Annotated in this window: 15 protein-coding genes; 11 read left to right on the top strand and 4 right to left on the bottom strand. The window is 71.6% G+C overall.

What is annotated here, in order from left to right:
* Nucleotides 1–296, top strand: a 296-nt coding sequence (locus tag VM889_00485) for a hypothetical protein (protein ID HVL47014.1), incomplete at its 5' end; no start/stop codon positions are given.
* 440 nt (nt 297–736) lie between these two features.
* Here the strand turns inward: VM889_00485 and VM889_00480 are convergent.
* The gene (locus VM889_00480; GenBank protein ID HVL47013.1) at nt 737–901 is read right to left on the bottom strand and encodes a hypothetical protein; all 165 of its coding nucleotides are present in this window, start codon (nt 899–901) and stop codon (nt 737–739) included.
* A 120-nt stretch (nt 902–1,021) separates the two neighbouring features.
* On the opposite strand from VM889_00480, the gene VM889_00475 reads away from it, so the two are divergent.
* Nucleotides 1,022–1,729 carry a DUF1614 domain-containing protein gene (locus tag VM889_00475; protein HVL47012.1) on the top strand — a complete coding sequence of 236 codons (708 nt, stop codon included), beginning with the start codon at nt 1,022–1,024 and terminating at the stop codon, nt 1,727–1,729.
* A 3-nt stretch (nt 1,730–1,732) separates the two neighbouring features.
* Here the strand turns inward: VM889_00475 and VM889_00470 are convergent, their stop codons facing one another.
* Complete coding sequence (locus VM889_00470) at nt 1,733–2,065, bottom strand: hypothetical protein (protein HVL47011.1); 333 nt, start codon at nt 2,063–2,065, stop codon at nt 1,733–1,735.
* Nucleotides 2,066–2,176: 111 nt separating this feature from the next.
* Between VM889_00470 and VM889_00465 the strand changes: the two genes are divergently transcribed.
* A complete protein-coding gene (locus tag VM889_00465) occupies nt 2,177–2,683 on the top strand; it encodes a KGG domain-containing protein (protein ID HVL47010.1) in 507 nt (168 codons plus the stop codon).
* A gap of 10 nt (nt 2,684–2,693) precedes the next feature.
* On the opposite strand, the gene VM889_00460 is transcribed toward VM889_00465, so the two are convergent.
* Nucleotides 2,694–3,176, bottom strand: a complete 483-nt coding sequence (locus tag VM889_00460; protein ID HVL47009.1) for a hypothetical protein — start codon at nt 3,174–3,176, stop codon at nt 2,694–2,696.
* Between the two features lie 84 nt (nt 3,177–3,260).
* On the opposite strand from VM889_00460, the gene VM889_00455 reads away from it, so the two are divergent.
* Nucleotides 3,261–4,556 (top strand): tetratricopeptide repeat protein, encoded by a 1,296-nt coding sequence (locus VM889_00455; protein HVL47008.1) that lies wholly within the window; start codon nt 3,261–3,263, stop codon nt 4,554–4,556.
* A 26-nt stretch (nt 4,557–4,582) separates the two neighbouring features.
* Nucleotides 4,583–5,062, top strand: a complete 480-nt coding sequence (locus VM889_00450; GenBank protein HVL47007.1) for a HEAT repeat domain-containing protein — start codon at nt 4,583–4,585, stop codon at nt 5,060–5,062.
* 1 nt (nt 5,063) lies between these two features.
* On the opposite strand, the gene VM889_00445 is transcribed toward VM889_00450, so the two are convergent.
* The gene (locus tag VM889_00445; GenBank protein HVL47006.1) at nt 5,064–6,356 is read right to left on the bottom strand and encodes a DEAD/DEAH box helicase; all 1,293 of its coding nucleotides are present in this window, start codon (nt 6,354–6,356) and stop codon (nt 5,064–5,066) included.
* Nucleotides 6,357–6,598: 242 nt separating this feature from the next.
* On the opposite strand from VM889_00445, the gene VM889_00440 reads away from it, so the two are divergent.
* From VM889_00440 to VM889_00415, 6 genes are all read left to right on the top strand, one after another.
* Nucleotides 6,599–7,405, top strand: a complete 807-nt coding sequence (locus VM889_00440) for an amidohydrolase family protein (protein HVL47005.1) — start codon at nt 6,599–6,601, stop codon at nt 7,403–7,405.
* 40 nt (nt 7,406–7,445) lie between these two features.
* Complete coding sequence (locus tag VM889_00435; protein ID HVL47004.1) at nt 7,446–8,060, top strand: hypothetical protein; 615 nt, start codon at nt 7,446–7,448, stop codon at nt 8,058–8,060.
* A 38-nt stretch (nt 8,061–8,098) separates the two neighbouring features.
* Nucleotides 8,099–9,217: a Vms1/Ankzf1 family peptidyl-tRNA hydrolase gene (locus VM889_00430; protein HVL47003.1), complete on the top strand. Its 1,119-nt coding sequence runs from the start codon at nt 8,099–8,101 to the stop codon at nt 9,215–9,217.
* 46 nt (nt 9,218–9,263) lie between these two features.
* Nucleotides 9,264–10,313, top strand: coding sequence for a methyltransferase (locus VM889_00425; protein ID HVL47002.1), 1,050 nt, complete (start codon nt 9,264–9,266; stop codon nt 10,311–10,313).
* Between the two features lie 57 nt (nt 10,314–10,370).
* Nucleotides 10,371–11,714: a DUF2254 domain-containing protein gene (locus VM889_00420; GenBank protein ID HVL47001.1), complete on the top strand. Its 1,344-nt coding sequence runs from the start codon at nt 10,371–10,373 to the stop codon at nt 11,712–11,714.
* A 65-nt stretch (nt 11,715–11,779) separates the two neighbouring features.
* Entirely contained in the window at nt 11,780–15,577 is a 3,798-nt protein-coding gene (locus VM889_00415; GenBank protein HVL47000.1) for an HYR domain-containing protein, read from the top strand.
* The last annotated feature ends 64 nt before the right edge of the window (nt 15,578–15,641 follow it).

Below are 15,641 nucleotides of genomic sequence, written 5' to 3'. Positions count from 1 at the left end.
GACGACGGCCGGGGGGGCGGCCCCCGGCGGCGGCGCCGGTGGCCGCCCCCCCGGCCGTCGTCCGACCGACGAAGGTCGCGGACCCCGCGGCGGACGCGCGGAAGAGCGAGGTGGAGGACCAGGTGCACGCGCTCACGGAGTCGCTCGACGACGGGAAGGGCGCGCCGTGGGAGGACATCGTGGCCGAGGCCGCGAAGCGCAAGGTCACGGAGGCCGAGGTCGAGGAGGCGCTGAACAGCCTCATGGACAAGGGCCTCATCTACGAGCCCGTGCTCGGCCGCCTGAAGCGCACGTGAGAAGCGCCCGGGCGTGACCGGACGGTCGCGCCCGGCGCGGGTTCATGAGTAAGGACCTGCTTCAGCCGCCTGCGACGCGATGATGAGTTCGCTTCCCCCGATCCGGATCCTCAGAACATCCGGGCGTGAGGACAACAACACAGGGCCGAGCGTCGCTTCTTCTCATCCGCTCCGCTCGGGAATCCGTGGCGGCGCTCTCTAGAATGAAACGATCATCGGGGGAGGCCCTCCTTGGTTGATCCCCGGTCACCGCGCCGCGGGGCGCCATGACGCCTCCCCGATGATGAAGGTTCGCGAGCGCCCGGGCTGGTCGAGCAAGGGGCCCTCAGCCTCGAAAAGTGTCATCATCCGCCGCCGCTGGGTGAGCGACGGCGTCGGCTTATAACTGAATCAGCACGGGGCCCGAACCCCCCAAGGCGGGCCCCCGCCATGAAGCCTTCTCAGGCGCCCGAGGGCGCGATGAAGAACTCGGCCATGGCGACGAGGACGCTGAAGAGCAGCATGCTCACCATGAACCAGACGAGGATCTTGCGACGGCGGTCGGCGCGACGGGGATCGCGCCGCTTCGCGTCGCGCGCCGCGAGGCTTCGCCGGGAACCGCTCACGCGATCGCGAAGGCGCGTCCCCGCCTTCACGTTTTCGAACCCCTCGCGGGGGTCCTTCGCGAGTCGCCCCGCCGGGCCCGGCGTCCCCCTCATGCACACTCCGTCCGCAAGGTCGATGGCGTGTGGGACATCCTTCCGCCCGGCGGCACCTGGGACGTCACGATACGGGCGGACGCGCCCGCGCTGCTCCTCGGTCCCGAACCCTTCGCGCTCCTCCTCGCGTCCGTCTTCATCATCATCCTTCTCGCCCGGCCGGCCCTCGCGCGCATCGGATTCACGCGCGGCGAGGCGCTGCTCGTCTTCGCGGCGGCGCCGCTTCTTGCGGGAACCGAGATCGGGTTCGCGCGCATCGGCGACGCGTACCTCGCGATGAACGTCGCGGGTTGCGTGATCCCGCTCGTCATCGGCCTCAAGGTGATGATCGCGGGCCGCGCGCCCGCGATGCGGGCGCTCCTCGCGATCGTCGTGGTGGGCGGCGTCTCGTACCTCTCCTCGTACGCGATCCCGAGCGAAGGCGTGCTTCTCTACTACCGCGTGCCCGCGATCGTTGCGGGCCTCGCGGGCATCGTCCTGTCGCTGAGGAAGCCCTCGAACGGCGGCCCGCTCGCCTTCACCGCGGGCGCCTGGGGCGTGTTCCTCGGCGCCGACGGCCTTCACCTCTCGGAGCTCCTGTACGACGGGACGCCCCATCGCATCGTGCTCGGCGGCGCGGGCGTGCTCGACGGCATCTTCATCGTGGCCGTGCTCGCGGTGCTCCTCCCGGCGATCGCGGTCGCGGGCGCGCGATTCGCCCGCACCGTGTCCGGTCGCGACGCGTCCGGGACGTGAGCCTCAGAAGCCTTCGTTGCGGATGAGCACGGCGGCGACGTACACGACCCAGATCGCAAGCGCGATGGTCGCGAGGCGGTAGCCCGCGGTCGCCGCCGGGCCCGTCGGGGTGGGCTTGCGCACCTTGAGCGCGAGGGCCCCGAAGCAGAAGAACGGCGTGAGGAAGATGAGCCAGATGCGGATGAGCGGGAGGTCGGCGGGACGCCATCCCGCGAGGGGCCCGAGGACGAGGAGGATGGCCTGGGGAAGCGCCGCGAGGAGGGCGAGAAGGAACATCACCCCGCCCCAGGTCGGGGCCGGCGGCGGATTGCTGCGGCGTCGCGCGGGCGCGGTCACGGGCGGGCGAACGCGGATCGGCGCTAAGACGTTTCCCAGGCCCAGGCTGGAAGATTGTTCTCCGAGTCCCGATCCACAACCCCCTTGACGCCCGGCCGGGACGGGCGGGCCATGTCGAAGCCCGACCACGAGACCGACGAGTCCGCCGAGACCACCCAGTCGACGACGGGGCGCCGCGTCGACCCCGAGGTCCTCCGCGCCGCGGGCCGCAAGGGCGGCCTGAAGGTGAGCCAGAACCGCGCCCACATGGCCGAGATCGGACGCCGCGGCGGCAAGGCGGTCGCGAACAACCGCGACCACATGTCCGCGATCGGGCGCCGCGGGGGCGAGGCCGTCTCGGGCAACCGCGAGCACATGGCCGCGATCGGCCACAAGGGCGGCGAAGCCGTCCGCAGCAAGTACGGACCCGAGTTCTACAGCGAGATCGGCCGCAAGGGCGGGGAGCGCGTGAGCCGCAACCGCGACCACATGGCCGAGATCGGCCGCAAGGGCGGCGAGTCGCGCCTGCGCGGCGACGAGCCGGTCCCGGAGGGCGCGGGCGGCAACGGCCTTTCGGGCCGCGCGAAGACGCTGCGCGCGACGGGCGAGGAAGCCGCGACCGGCGGCGACACGCCCTGAGGGCCGATCGTCAGCGCCGACGCTTGCTGCCCTTCGCTTCCTCGTGCGCCTCGTCGAGGCACACCTCGCACACGTCGAGGTCGCACTTGCCGCAGTGCTTCATGCAGGGACCGCACGTCGCGAGGCCGCAATCGGAGCACCCCGCGTCGTCGTCCGGGCACATCGCCCGCGTGCCGCACGATTCGCACCGGAGGTAGCACGCGGCGCAGCCCGGCTTCCCGCATTCCGAGCAGTCGAGAACGTCCGCGAGGCACGAAGTTTCGCCGCAGACGCGGCAGGCGGCGCTGCAGCCCGAGCACGAGCGCTCGTGGCACACGCTGCACCGCACGAGCTTCCCGTACGGGTGCTCGGCGCCGCACTGGACGCAGGCCGCGATGACGTCCTCGAGGAAGACGGGGGACGGGGCGGGCGAAGGCTTCGCGCGCGCCCCGCAGGCGGGGCAGAAGCTCATCCAGCCTTCGAGGCCCTGCCCGCACGACGCGCATGCCGCCATCCGGGCGTCCCAGGCGCGCCCACGACTTGAAGCTTGCCCGTCCGTGGGGCAAAACGTCAAACGACCTCCCGCGGGTGCGAGGCCGTGGACCGCGTCCTCGCGCGCCTCGCCGAGCGGGGCTTCCTCGAAGGCCCCCTCGCCGAAGCCTTCCGCGCGGTCGATCGGGCCGTCTTCGTGCCCGACCGCTTCGCGATGGTGCGCGGCCTCGACGTCCCGATGCCCATCCTTCCGACCCTCCCGACGCCGGTCGGGCCTTCCCCCCGCGCGCTCGCGCTCGCCTTCGCGGCGCTCGACGCCCGCCGCGGTCACCGCGTCCTCGTCGTCGGCCCCGACACGGGCTACGCCGCGGCCGTGCTCGCGACGCTCGTCGGACGCGAGGGCCGGGTGACGCTCGCGGAGCGCGACGGGGCGCTCGCGAGCGTCGCGCGGGCGAACCTCGCAAGCGCCGGGTTCCCCGTCGAGGTGGTCGCGGGAAGCGCGTCGGACGCGCGGTGGGAGCGGATTTTGTTCCTGCACGAGTCGCCCGCGCCGCCCGCGGCCGCCGTCGCGTCGCTTGCGGAGGGGGGCGCGCTCCTCGCGCCGCAGGTCGTCGACGGCGCGCGGCGCTGGATGCGCGTCGTGCGCGAAGGCGGGGCGACGGCCGAGCTTTTCCTCGAGGGGCTCGCGCCCGTTCCCGAACCCATGGGCGAGCCGAAGCCGTTCCTTGCGGGCGGAGCGTGGGACGCCGGCCGGCTTCTCGCGCTCGAAAGCGCGCTCGAGAGCGCCTGGACGAGGAAGGCGCGCACCGTCGAGGAGCTCGCGCTCAAGCGCGCCGTCGACGGAACCTGGTCGCCGGCGCGGTCCGCGGAAGGCGCCGCGAAGGGAACGTCGACGCCGGGGCCGACCGACGGCGCGACCGCCGATGCGTGGGCGTCGGCGCGCACGTGCTTCCATCTCGCCTACGTGCTCCAGGTCGCAGGCGACGTCGAGGCGGCCGAGGACGCCTACCGCGCGAGCCTCGAAGCGGCCCCGAGCGCGGAGGCCTGGACGTTCCTCGGGTGGGCCCTCAGCTTCTCGGGCCGCTTCGACGAGGCGATCGCGGCGTGCCGCCGCGCGCACGCGGTCGATCCGGGGTTCGGGAACCCCATGAACGACCTCGGCGCCTACCTCATCGAGGTCGGGCGGCCGCGCGAGGCGATCCCGTGGCTCGAGCGGGCGACGCGCGCCGAGCGCTCGACCTCGCGCGCCTTCCCGTGGACGAACCTCGGACGCGCGCGGTGGGCGCTCGGCGATCGCGCGGGGGCGCGCGACGCGCTCCGGCGCGCCCTTGCGGAAGACCCGGACCACGCGGTCGCGCGGGCGCTGCTCGAGCGGCTGGACGCCGGCGGCTCGCAACCTTGATGAAGCCCCCTGGAATACGAGAGGCCATGCCCCAGGAGCCCGCCGAGCCCCGCGTCTTCGAGACGGTCGACCCCGCCCCCGCCCTGAGCGAGCGCGACATCAAGACCATCGAGGCGACGCTCCTCGACACGACGCAGCCGATGTTCACGCGCATGCGCGCCATCTTCGCGCTGCGCGGCCTCGGCACCGAGGAGGCGACGCACGCGATCGGACGCTCGCTCCTCGCCGTCCACGACTCCGCGCTCCTGCGCCACGAGTGCGCGTACGTCCTCGGCCAGCTCCAGGACCCGGCGTCGCTCCCCTACCTCGAGCGCGCGCTCTTCGAGGACCGGGATTACATGGTCCGGCACGAGTCCGCCGAGGCGATGGGGAACCTCGGCACGGACGCGGTCGTCCCGAGCCTCGAGCGCGCCCGCCGCGAGGACGAGAACCTCGACGTCCGGATGAGCGCGGAGGTCGCGCTCGCGAACCTCGCGTTCCTCAAGACCGACGAGATGGAATACTGATTCAGCGCCGGCCGCGCGCGGGCGCGTGGCTCCGGCCCTGGGGTCGCCCGCCGCCCGATCGGCCGCGTCCGCCGCCTCCGCCGCGGCCGCGCTGCGCGTGGCCGCCGCGTCCGCCCGCCGCCTGGGACTCGTAGCCGCGCGCCGCGGGGCCCGCGTTCGCGACGTGCGCCGGAACGACCACGAGGGGGCCGGGGTCGTAGCGCTGCATCGGGATGCCCGACAGGCGCTCGATCGCGCGCACCTCGCCGTCGCCGCCCGGCGGGACGAGGAGGAACGCCCGGCCCGGCCGACCCGCGCGGCCCGTGCGGCCCGTGCGGTGGACGTAGTCGTCCGCCGTCGTCGGCATGTCGTACTGGATGACGTGCGTGAGCTCAGCGACGTCGATGCCGCGCGAGGCGACGTCGGTCGCAACGAGGATGTGCACCGAGCCCGAGCGGAAGCCGGCCATCACGCGGTCGCGCGCGGACTGGCTGAGGTTGCCCTGGAGCGCGTCGGCCTTGAGCCGCGCGGCCTGGAGCTTCGCGGCGATGCGCTTCGCCGTGTGCTTCGTTCGCGTGAAGACGACCGCGCGCTCGGGGCGCTCGCGCTCGAGGATCGTGAGCAGCGGCGCGAGGCCGTCGCCGCGGATGTCGACGCGGTACTGCTCCGTGAGCGGCGTCGCGAGGGGACCCTCCTCGGCCTTCACGGTCTCGGGCGCGCGGAGATACTTCTCCGCGAGCTTGCGGATCTCCGCCGGAAGCGTCGCGCTGAAAAGCGCGGTCTGGCGCTCCTTCGGGAGGTGCTTGAAGATGCGGTCGATGTCGTGGATGAAGCCCATGTCGAGCATGCGGTCGGCCTCGTCGAGGACGACGTGCCGCACGTTCGCGAGGCTGATCGTGCGCCGCTCGAGGAGGTCGAGGAGGCGGCCGGGGCACGCGACGACGCACGTGGCGTTGCCGCGCGGTCCGACCGCAGCCTCCTGCGCGCCGAAGCCGACGCCGCCGTAGATCGCGACCGCGCGAAACGGCGTGCCCTTGCCGAGGAGGTTCAGCTCCTCGACGATCTGGTTCGCGAGCTCGCGCGTGGGCGCGAGGACGAGGGACTGGACGCCGCGGCGCGCTTCGAGCGCCTCGACGAGGGGGATGCCGAAGGCCGCGGTCTTGCCGGTGCCGGTGCGGGCCTGGCCGATGACGTCCTCGCCCTGCAGGAGGAGCGGGATCGCCGCGTTCTGGATGGGCGTCGGATTCACGAATCCGCGCTCGGCGAGGGCCTTCAGCGTGCTGGTCTTGAGTGGGAAGCTCTGGAATGTGCTCATGGTGATCAGGTTTCCCTGCGCTCCGTCCGGCGCGGGAAGTGCGGGAGCGACCGATTGGAAAGAGTTCCGGCGCGGCGACGGGACCGCGCGGCGATCGCTCCGTGCGGGAGGAGGCGCCCTTGCTATTTAACATTCGGCCCTACCGGCCGGTGGGCGACAACGCCTGCGGAGCCGAAACCGGTGTCAAGGATGTCGGTCGCGCGCGGCGTACTGTTAAGGGGCCTCGGGCCCTCGTTGTCCCCGTGCTGATCGACGCCCACGTCCACCTCAACAACTACCACGAGGAATCCCGCCAGCCCACGATCGAGAATCTCCGCTCGCTCTTTGCGAAGATGGACGAATGGCGGGTCGACCACGCGGTGGTCATCACGTCGTACAAGCACGACGTGGACCGGCCGAGCGTCGAGGAGATCCTCGACGTCGCGGAGGAGAGCCCGCGCATCACGCTCGTCGAAGGCCTGCGCTGGCGCAGCGAGGAGAATCGCACCGATCTCTACGCGCTCGAGGGCCGCATCCGGGAGGGCCGCGTGAAGGGCATCAAGCTCTACCCCGGGTACGAACCCTACGGCATCACGGATCCGTCGCTCGAGTCGGTGTTCCGCCTCGCCGCGAAGCACAAGGTCCCGGTGATGATCCACACGGGCGACACGTACAGCAAGCGCGCGAAGCTGCGCCACGCCCACCCGCTTCTCGTCGACGACGTCGCCGTGGATTATCCCGACGTGAACTTCATCATGTGCCACCTGGGGAACCCGTGGTTCAAGGACACGGCCGAGGTGCTCTACAAGAACGACAACGTTTACGCGGACATCTCGGGCCTCGTCCTCGGCGAGTTCTCGAACGACTTCGAGCGGCACATGATCGCGGAGCTCAAGGAGATGATCCTCTTCATGGGCGACCCGGGACGTCAGCTCCTCTATGGAAGCGACTGGCCGCTCGTGAAGATGGGCCCCTACATCAAGTTCCTCGAAGCCCTCAAGCTCCCCGAGGAGACGATGGAGGCCATCCGCTGGAAGACGGCGGCGCGGCTCTTCAGGATCGACGTCTGAGCGCCGTCGCATTTTTCCCGCGGCCCGCGCTTGACGGCGCGTGCCCGTCAAGCGCGCGAAGCCCGCGCCGAAGGAGCCGACCCGGCCCCGCGCGAAGGCCGCGGCGGCGAAGCCGACACGGACGCGCGCGAAGGCCGCGTCGAAGCCCGCAAGCGCGGAGCGCGCCGCGAAGGCCGCGAAGCCGACGCGCGCGAAGCCGCGCATCGCCGAGGCGCCCGGGAAACCCGCCGAGAAGGCCCCGGGCAAGCAGAACCACCACCGCCGCCTCTTCGCGCTCGACGTGTACGAGGCGAACAAGAACGAGATCAAGGCGCCCTTCAAGGCGCTCGGGATGAAGTGGCAGTACCTGGGCCCCGGCAAGGGCCGCTACGCGAAGGAGGGCGTCCAGGCCTTCGTCCAGTTCAAGGACGAGGGCGCCGACTTTTCCGTGTGGGGCCCGGACGCCGAGGCGGTCGCGATCATCCTTGCCGCGTGGAAGCCGCTCGGGTCGGACGCCGCCGAGGCGGCGGCCGCCGCCACCGAGGCCGAGGCCGAGGCGGCCGAGAGCGAAGCCATGCGGCTCTGGCGTCTTGCGAAGCCCGTCCCGCGGCCGGGCGAGCCCGAAGGGTTCTACCGCCGCCGCCTCGCCGAGTGGGACGCGCGTCGCCCCGCTTGAGGGGCGGGTTCAAGAAGGGTCCGAAGCATGTGAGCGGGATGCCCCCCTCGCTCGCGAAGGTGGATTTCGAAGCCCTCGTCGCGGCCTACGATCCCGAAAGCCGGGACACGTTCGTGAGCCTCTACCTCGACCTCACCGACGACCGCCGCGACGCGGCCGTCGAGCGCCGAGCCCGCGAGGTGCGCGCCGCGCTCGCGGAGGGCGAAGGCGACGTCGAGGCCTTCGACCGCGCGCTCGCCGAAGCCGCGCGCCTCGCGAAAAAGACCGCCTCCGCGGCCGGCGCGCGGGGCGTCGCCGCGTTCGCGTCTCCCGCGCACGGCTTCGGGCGCGCGTTCGCGCTCGCGGCCCCGGTCGAGAATCGCGTCGTCCTCGACTCGAGCCCCTACGTGCGCCCCCTCGCGCGGCACGTGGACGAGCACGAAGCGTTCGTCCTCGTGCTCATCGACGGCGAGCACGGCGTCGTCTACCTCGTGGACGAGGGCATCCCGGACCTCGCGGGGCGTTCGAGGATGTCGCTCATCGGCCGCCACAAGAAGGGCGGCATGAGCCAGATGCGCTACCAGCGCCACCGGCAGGGGCGCGTCGAGAAATTCTACGCCGAGATCGCGGGCCACGTCGACCGCCTCGTCGAGGGCGGCGAGGCAAGCCGGGTGTTCGTCGCGGGACCCGGCCAGGCCAAGCGGCAGTTCGTCGACCATCTCGGCGCGAAGGCGCGCGAAGGCCTCCTTGCGGTCGAGGACGTGGACTTCAAGGGCGCGACCGCCGACGACGTGCTTCTCAAGCGCTTCATGGATCTCGCAAGGCGCGAGGAGGCCGAGGCCTCCGCGGAAGCCGTCCGCATGCTCGCGGGCGCCTTCGCGCGCGGCGACCTCACGGCGGGCGGCGGTCTCGAGACGGCGCGGGCCGCGCGCGACGGACGCGTGGACCTCCTCGTCGTCGAGAAGGACCACACGGTCCCGGGCGGGAAGTGCGAAACCCACCAGAGCTATTTCCCTCCGGGCGAACGGTGCGCATGCGGGTCCGAGGGCACGAAGGTCGATCTCGCGAACGAGGCGATCGAGGGCGTCCTCCGCACCGAGGGGTCGGTCGAGTTCGTCAAGCGCGGCCACCCGATCCTCCGCGAAATCGACGGGCTCGGCGCCCTCCTGCGTTGGTAGCGTATAGACGAAGCCGCTATCCGCCGCGATGGCCCTCGCGAAGGCCATGCCGATCATGCCGAACGCGGTCGAACGCGCCGCATTCCTGCGCCTCCACCTCGCGCCCGGGCCGCTCCTCGAGATCTTGAACGCCCTCTCCTTCCGCGTCGTCCTCGCGGGCGTGAAGCTTGGGATCTTCGATGCGCTCGCGAAGGGCCCCGCGACGGCCGACGCCGTCGCGGCGGCGATCGGCGCGGACGCCCGCGCGACGCGCATCACGCTCGACGCCCTCGAACCGCTCGGGTACGTCAAGCGCGACGGACGCGGCCTCTACCGCAACACGGCGATGACCTCGAAATGGCTCGTGCGCGACGCCGGCCTCAGCTTCGCCGCGGGCTTCGAATTCTGGGAGGAGGGCTTCTTCACCTTCTGGCGCGACCTCGAGACCTCGATCCGGGCGGGCAAGCCCGCCGTGGACTTCTACGCGTGGATCGCGTCGAAGCCCGACGTCTCCGCGCGCTTCCAGGCGTGGATGACCGCCATCGCGGCGCTGGGGGCAAGCGAGGTCGTGGCGAAGGTCCCGATCCCGGCGGGCGCGAAATCGCTCATCGACGTCGGTGGGGGTCACGCGAGCTACGCGATCGCGTTCGCCCGCGCCCACCCAAGCCTCAACGCGACCGTGGTGGACGCGCCGCACGCTCTCGCCTACGCGGCGAAGAACGTCGACGAGGCGGGCCTCGCGTCGCGGATCGCGCTCGCGCCGGGCGACTTCTGGACGACGGACCTCGGACGCGACCACGACGTCGCGCTGCTTTTCAACGTCGTGCACGGAATGGAGGTCGCGGACATGCGCGCGCTCGTCCGGCGGACCGCCGACGCCCTCGCGCCCGGCGGACGGCTCGTCGTCATGGAGCAGCTCGAGGGCGCGGTCGGGGGATCGGCGCCGAAGGCCGCGACGCGCCTCATGAGCCTGAATTATCTGCACATGATCGGCGGCGTGGTCCACCGTTACGAGGATGTGGCCCGGGCGCTCGGGGACGCCGGCCTCGCGAAGCCGCGACGGACCAAGCTCCTCCGCACGCCCGGCACGAGCCTCGTCATCGCGACCAAGCCCTGACGCATCAGGCACGCCGATGGGTCATCTTCAAGCGCATCGACGACCCCCCAGGCAGTCGTGTCGCTCGGGACGCGCCTCGAGAAGCTCTTGGAGGACGTCCGCTCGAGCCTCTGGTTCGTCCCGAGCCTGATGACGATCGCGTCCTTCGTGCTGAGCCTCGTCGCCCTGCGCCTCGACCTCGACCATCAGTTCCCGGACGACGCGTGGTACATCTTCTCGGGCGGACCCGCCGGCGCGGGTAGCGTCCTCTCGACGATCGCGGGATCCATGATCGGCGTCACGGGCGTCACCTTCTCCATCACGGTCGTCGCCCTTTCGCTCGCGTCGCAGCAGTTCGGACCGAGGCTCCTGCGCAACTTCATGAGCGACCGGAGCGTCCAGATCGTCCTTGGGACGTTCATCGCGACGTTCGTCTTCTGCCTTCTCGGCCTCCAGGCGATCGATCGCACGGCGGAGCTCAACCAGGTGCCGCGCCTCTCGGTCTCGATCGGCTTCGGACTCGCCCTCGCGAGCCTTGCCGTCCTCATCTACTTCATCCACCACATCACACGGTCGATCCAGGCGGAGACGGTGCTTGCGAACGTCTCGAACGAGATGCACCAGGCGATGGACAAGCTGTATCCGGCGACGCTCGGGGAAGCGGGCCCCGAGGACGAGCGGGAGGTCGCGATTCCGCCCTTCGAGGCGGAGGGTTTCACGGTCCGGTCGAGGCACAGCGGCTACCTCCAGGCGATCGACGAGGACGAGGTGATGGAGCTCGCCGTCAAGCACGACCTCGTGCTCGAGATCGCGAAACATCCCGGCGAGTTCGTCGCGCACGGCGCGCCCGTCCTCCGGGCCTGGCCGGGCTCGCGCGTCGACGAGCGGCTCGGGAAGCGTCTCGAGGGCATCTTCGTCGTCGGCTCCCGCAAGACGCCCCAGCAGGATCTGGCCTTCGTCTTCGAGCAGCTCGTGGAGGTCGCGGTCCGCGCGCTTTCGCCGGGGGTGAACGATCCCTACACGGCCGTCTCGGCGATCGACCGCCTCGGGGACGGGCTCGCGCATCTCGCTTGCCGCCGTCTGCCGTCGCCCCACCGCGAGGACGAAACGGGCTCGCTGCGCCTCGTGGTTTCCCGAATGACCTTCGAAGCCGTCGTCGACCTGTCCCTGAATCCGTTGCGGCGGCATGGCGCGACGGACGTCGCGGTCGCGCATCGCCTGCTCGTGCGGCTCGGAGACCTCGCGGGATCGATGCGGACGGGCGACCGCCGGGTGCGGCATCTCGCGGATCACGCCGCGCGGGTGCATCTCGAGGCCGCGGCCGAGGTGCAGGCGCGCGCGGATCGCGACCTGCTCGACAGCGCCCACCGACGCGTGGTCGCGATCGCCGCCGAGCGCATGGCCGAGCGCGCCGAGCGATAGAGGCTCCCCCGGGAAATTATAAGATCGGGTCGTGCTATCGCGGCGGCGGCAGGTGGCAGGCCCCCATGCAGATTCAGGTTGGACCTTCTGATTCGGCCCGATGGATTCTTCCCGCGCTCCTCGGCGTTCTCGCCGCGGGCGCGTTCGTCGCCATCGTGGCCGACGAGGCCGAGGCGACGCACTTCCGAGCCGGCACGCTGACCGCAACGCCCACGGGGAACGGGCGCGAAATCCTCGTCGAAGGAACGCTCACGTTCCGGCGGGACTACGCCTATTTCTCCCCGGTCAACCCGACGGTGGGCATGGTCACCCGCGTGTCCGACGACACGATCCGGGTCGAAGGCTCCAATATGTGGACGTATCTCTACATCCGGGTCGAATCCTCCGACCCCGCAGCCAACGTCCTCACGGGGCGCATCGTGGCTTCTCAAGGCGCCTCCCTCCGGTTCGCGCTCCCGAGCGACACCCTGAACGGCGCCCCGTGGAAGATCTCGATGACGGACTGCTGCCGCATCAGCAAGGCTTCGCCGCTCTGGCATCTGAACAACTTCGACGCCTCCTACCGTCTCGAGGCCGAGATCGCGTTCCCGGTCAATCAGCCCGATTCGCCCGCCCGCAGCCTGCTGCCGCAGATCGTCTCGTGCGTCCGGCCCGTCTGCTCCTTCAAGATTCCCGTCACGGACGCGCAAGGTCATCTGACGAGCTTCCGGCTCGCGGACGCGTCGGAGATGGGCCCCTACATCCCCGGGTCGGCCGGGGGGCCCGCGGCCGTCCAGCCGAGCGCGGGCGGATTGAGCGCCGAGGTCGGCGCTTCGAACGGCGTCTACACGTGGAACGCCTCCAGGGCGCCCGTGGACTACACGAAGGGGCACAACCTCTATTCGACCCAGGTCATCGTCTCGTCGACGCGCTTCGAAACTCCCGTCGACTTCTTCATCGAGCTCGTGGACTCCGCGGACCTCCTCCCGCGCTTCGTCAGTCCGAGTCCTTGCGGCGCCCAGGTCACGCTCGTCGCCGGCCAGGCGCACAGCATGCCGATCCGCGCGGTGGCCTCGCAGGCGAACCCGTCGAGCCCGGTGCGGCTCGCGCACGTGGGCCTGCCTTCCGGCGCGACTTTCCAGGTCGACCCCGCTTCGACGACAACGAACGGCGTCTTCACGTGGACGCCGAACCTCGCGCAGGTCGGAACCTACCTCGTCGTCTTCACCGCGGTCAACACGGCCCAGTACTGGGCTCCCTTCTGCGCCGTCGAGTTGGTCGTCACGCCGTCGAATGCGCCCATCGCGAAGTTCTCGATGGACAGGCCCCCCGTCGTGGGCATCCCCGTGAACTTCACGGACGAAAGCTTCGACCACGACGGCACCGTCGTGTCCCGGCAGTGGAACTTCGGCGACGGCACGGTCCTCACCACGACGGCGACGTGGGTGCACCACACCTACGCCACCGAGGGTCCCGTCTCCGTGCAGCTCCTCGTCGCCGACAACACGGGCGTCACGGGCCGCACGCTCGTGGACCTTTCCGTCGGGCCGAACGCCCCGCCCCTCGCGGGCCTGGCGGCCGACCGCGTCCACGTGCGCTCGGGCGTCCCCGTCGAGTTCCGCGACCAGAGCGTCGATCCGGAAGGCGTGCCCCTTCACCGCACGTTCGTCTTCGGCGACGGCACGATGCTCTCCGCGGCCGACGCCGTCGTGACGCATGCGTTCGCGGCCGACGGGCTCTACACGGTCCGCCTCGCCGTCTCGGACGGCTACAATCCGATCCAGGAGGCGACCCTCGAAGTGCAGGTCGACAGCGTCGCGCCCGTCGTCGCGATCGACGCCGTCTGTCCCGCGGGCGGAGGCGGGTACTGCCGCGAGCCCGTGTCGTACGCGATGACGGCCACGGACCCCAACCTCGATACGAGCGCCCTCGCGTGCAGCGTCGGCGCCGCCCTTGCGATGTGCGAGGGAACGCTCGCCTCGAGCGGAGCCTACCTCCTCGCCGTGGTCGCCCGCGACCTTGCCGGGAACGAGGCCCTCGAGCAACTCACGGTCCACGTCGATCGCGAAGCGCCGCTTCTCGACCTCGACCTCGGGTACGGGCCCTTCGAGGCGACCGGTCCCGAAGGATTCCTCCCCGCGTGGTCGTTCGACGCGACCGACCACTTCCCGGGCTCGCATTCGAGCGGACTGGAATCCGCCGCCTGCGATCACCCGGCCGCGACGCCGTTTCCGATCGGCACGACGCTCGTGACCTGCCACGCGACGGACCGCGCCGGAAACGCGGCGTCGGTCGATCGCGCGGTCACCGTCCAGGACACGACCGCGCCCGGTTGGACGTACGTCCCCGAGCAGACGTACGAGCTCGACCGCCCCGGCGCGATGCCCGTCACCTTCGCGACGCCGACGGCGCACGACCTCGTCTCGGGTCCGCGGGGCGTGGTCTGCGATCACGCGCCGGGCGCTTTCTTCGGCCTGGGCGACCACGTCGTGACGTGCGAAGCGGAGCCCGACGCGGCCGGCAACGTCGCGCCGACGGCGACGGTCCTCGTCCGCGTGGTCGACACTACGCCGCCCGTCATCGACGCGGCCAGCGACGTCGTCCTCGAAGCCGAGGGGCCGGACGGCGCGATCGCCGCCTACGATGCGCCGCTTGCGCGCGACGCGGCGACGGGCGTCTGGGACGCGACGTGCGCGCCCGCGGCGGGCGCCCGCTTCGCTCTCGGCGCGACGACCGTCACGTGCACGGCCAGCGACGGGGTCGGGCTCGATGCGGACCCGGTGACGTTCACGGTGACCGTCGTCGACCGCACGCCCCCGGCGATCGCCTTCGCGCCCGACCTCGTCGTGGAAGCGACCGGGCCCGACGGCGCCCTGGTCGCGTACGACGCGCCCTCGACGAGCGATGCGGTGGACGGCGAAGGCGTCGCCTCCTGCGGCCCCGCCTCCGGGTCGGTGTTCGCGCTCGGGACGACCGCGGTCACGTGCGCCGCGAGCGATGCGGCGGGCAACGCGGCCACGTCCTCATTCGAGGTCCGGGTCGAGGACACGACGGCCCCGGCGATCGGAGCCCTCGATGACCTCGTCGTGGAGGCCTCCGGCTCCGACGGCGCCGTCGTCCTGTTCGACGCCCCCTGGACGGACGACGCGGTGGACGGCGCAGGCGTCGCCACGTGCGCGCCCGCCTCCGGCTCGACGTTCCCGGTCGGAGCGACGACCGTCACGTGCACCGCGACGGACGCCGCGGGGAACGCCGCCACGTCCTCCTTCGTCGTCGAAGTCCTCGACGGCGTGGGTCCCGTGGTGACGACCCCCGGCGACATCGTGGTGGTGACCGCCTCGACGCTCGGGCGTCACGTCTCGTACGGCGCCGCGTCCGCGCACGACGCGGTCGACGGCGACGTTCCGGTGACGTGCTCGCCGGCCTCGGGATCGCTCTTCCCCGTCGGTTTCACGACCGTGGCGTGCCGCGCGACGGACGCCGCGGGCAACGTCGGCGAGGGGACGTTCACCGTGCAGGTGCGCTACGACTGGTCGGGTTTCCTCCCGCCCGTCGTGGACGGCAAGTCCTACAACAAGGGTTCGACGATCCCGTTCAAGTTCCGCCTCGCGAACGAGAGCGCGGCCGCAAGCGGCCTCGAAGCCCACCTCTTCGCGGCGCCCGTGGTGAACGGCGTCGTCGGCGCGGAATCCCCGGCGCCGGGCGACGGGTCGAAGGTCGCGGGCGCGCCCGCCCACCGGTTCCGCTTCGTGGATCCCACGAGCTCGGATCCCGCAAGCCACCACCTGAACGTCGACACGAAGAAGCTCGCCGCGGGCACGTGGCGCTTCCGCGCCGACCTCGGCGACGGCGAGAACCGATTCGTGACCCTCGTGATCCGGTGAGGGCGCACGGCCGCCGCCCGAGCGGGCGGCGGCCGCCCGTCGGCCCGACCGGCGAAGCCTCAAG

Source organism: Candidatus Thermoplasmatota archaeon (assembly GCA_035540375.1).
Lineage (GTDB): Archaea > Thermoplasmatota > SW-10-69-26 > JACQPN01 > JAJPHT01 > DATLGO01.
Note: the sequence above shows the minus strand (reverse complement) of the source record. Positions and strands in the feature narration are given on the sequence as shown.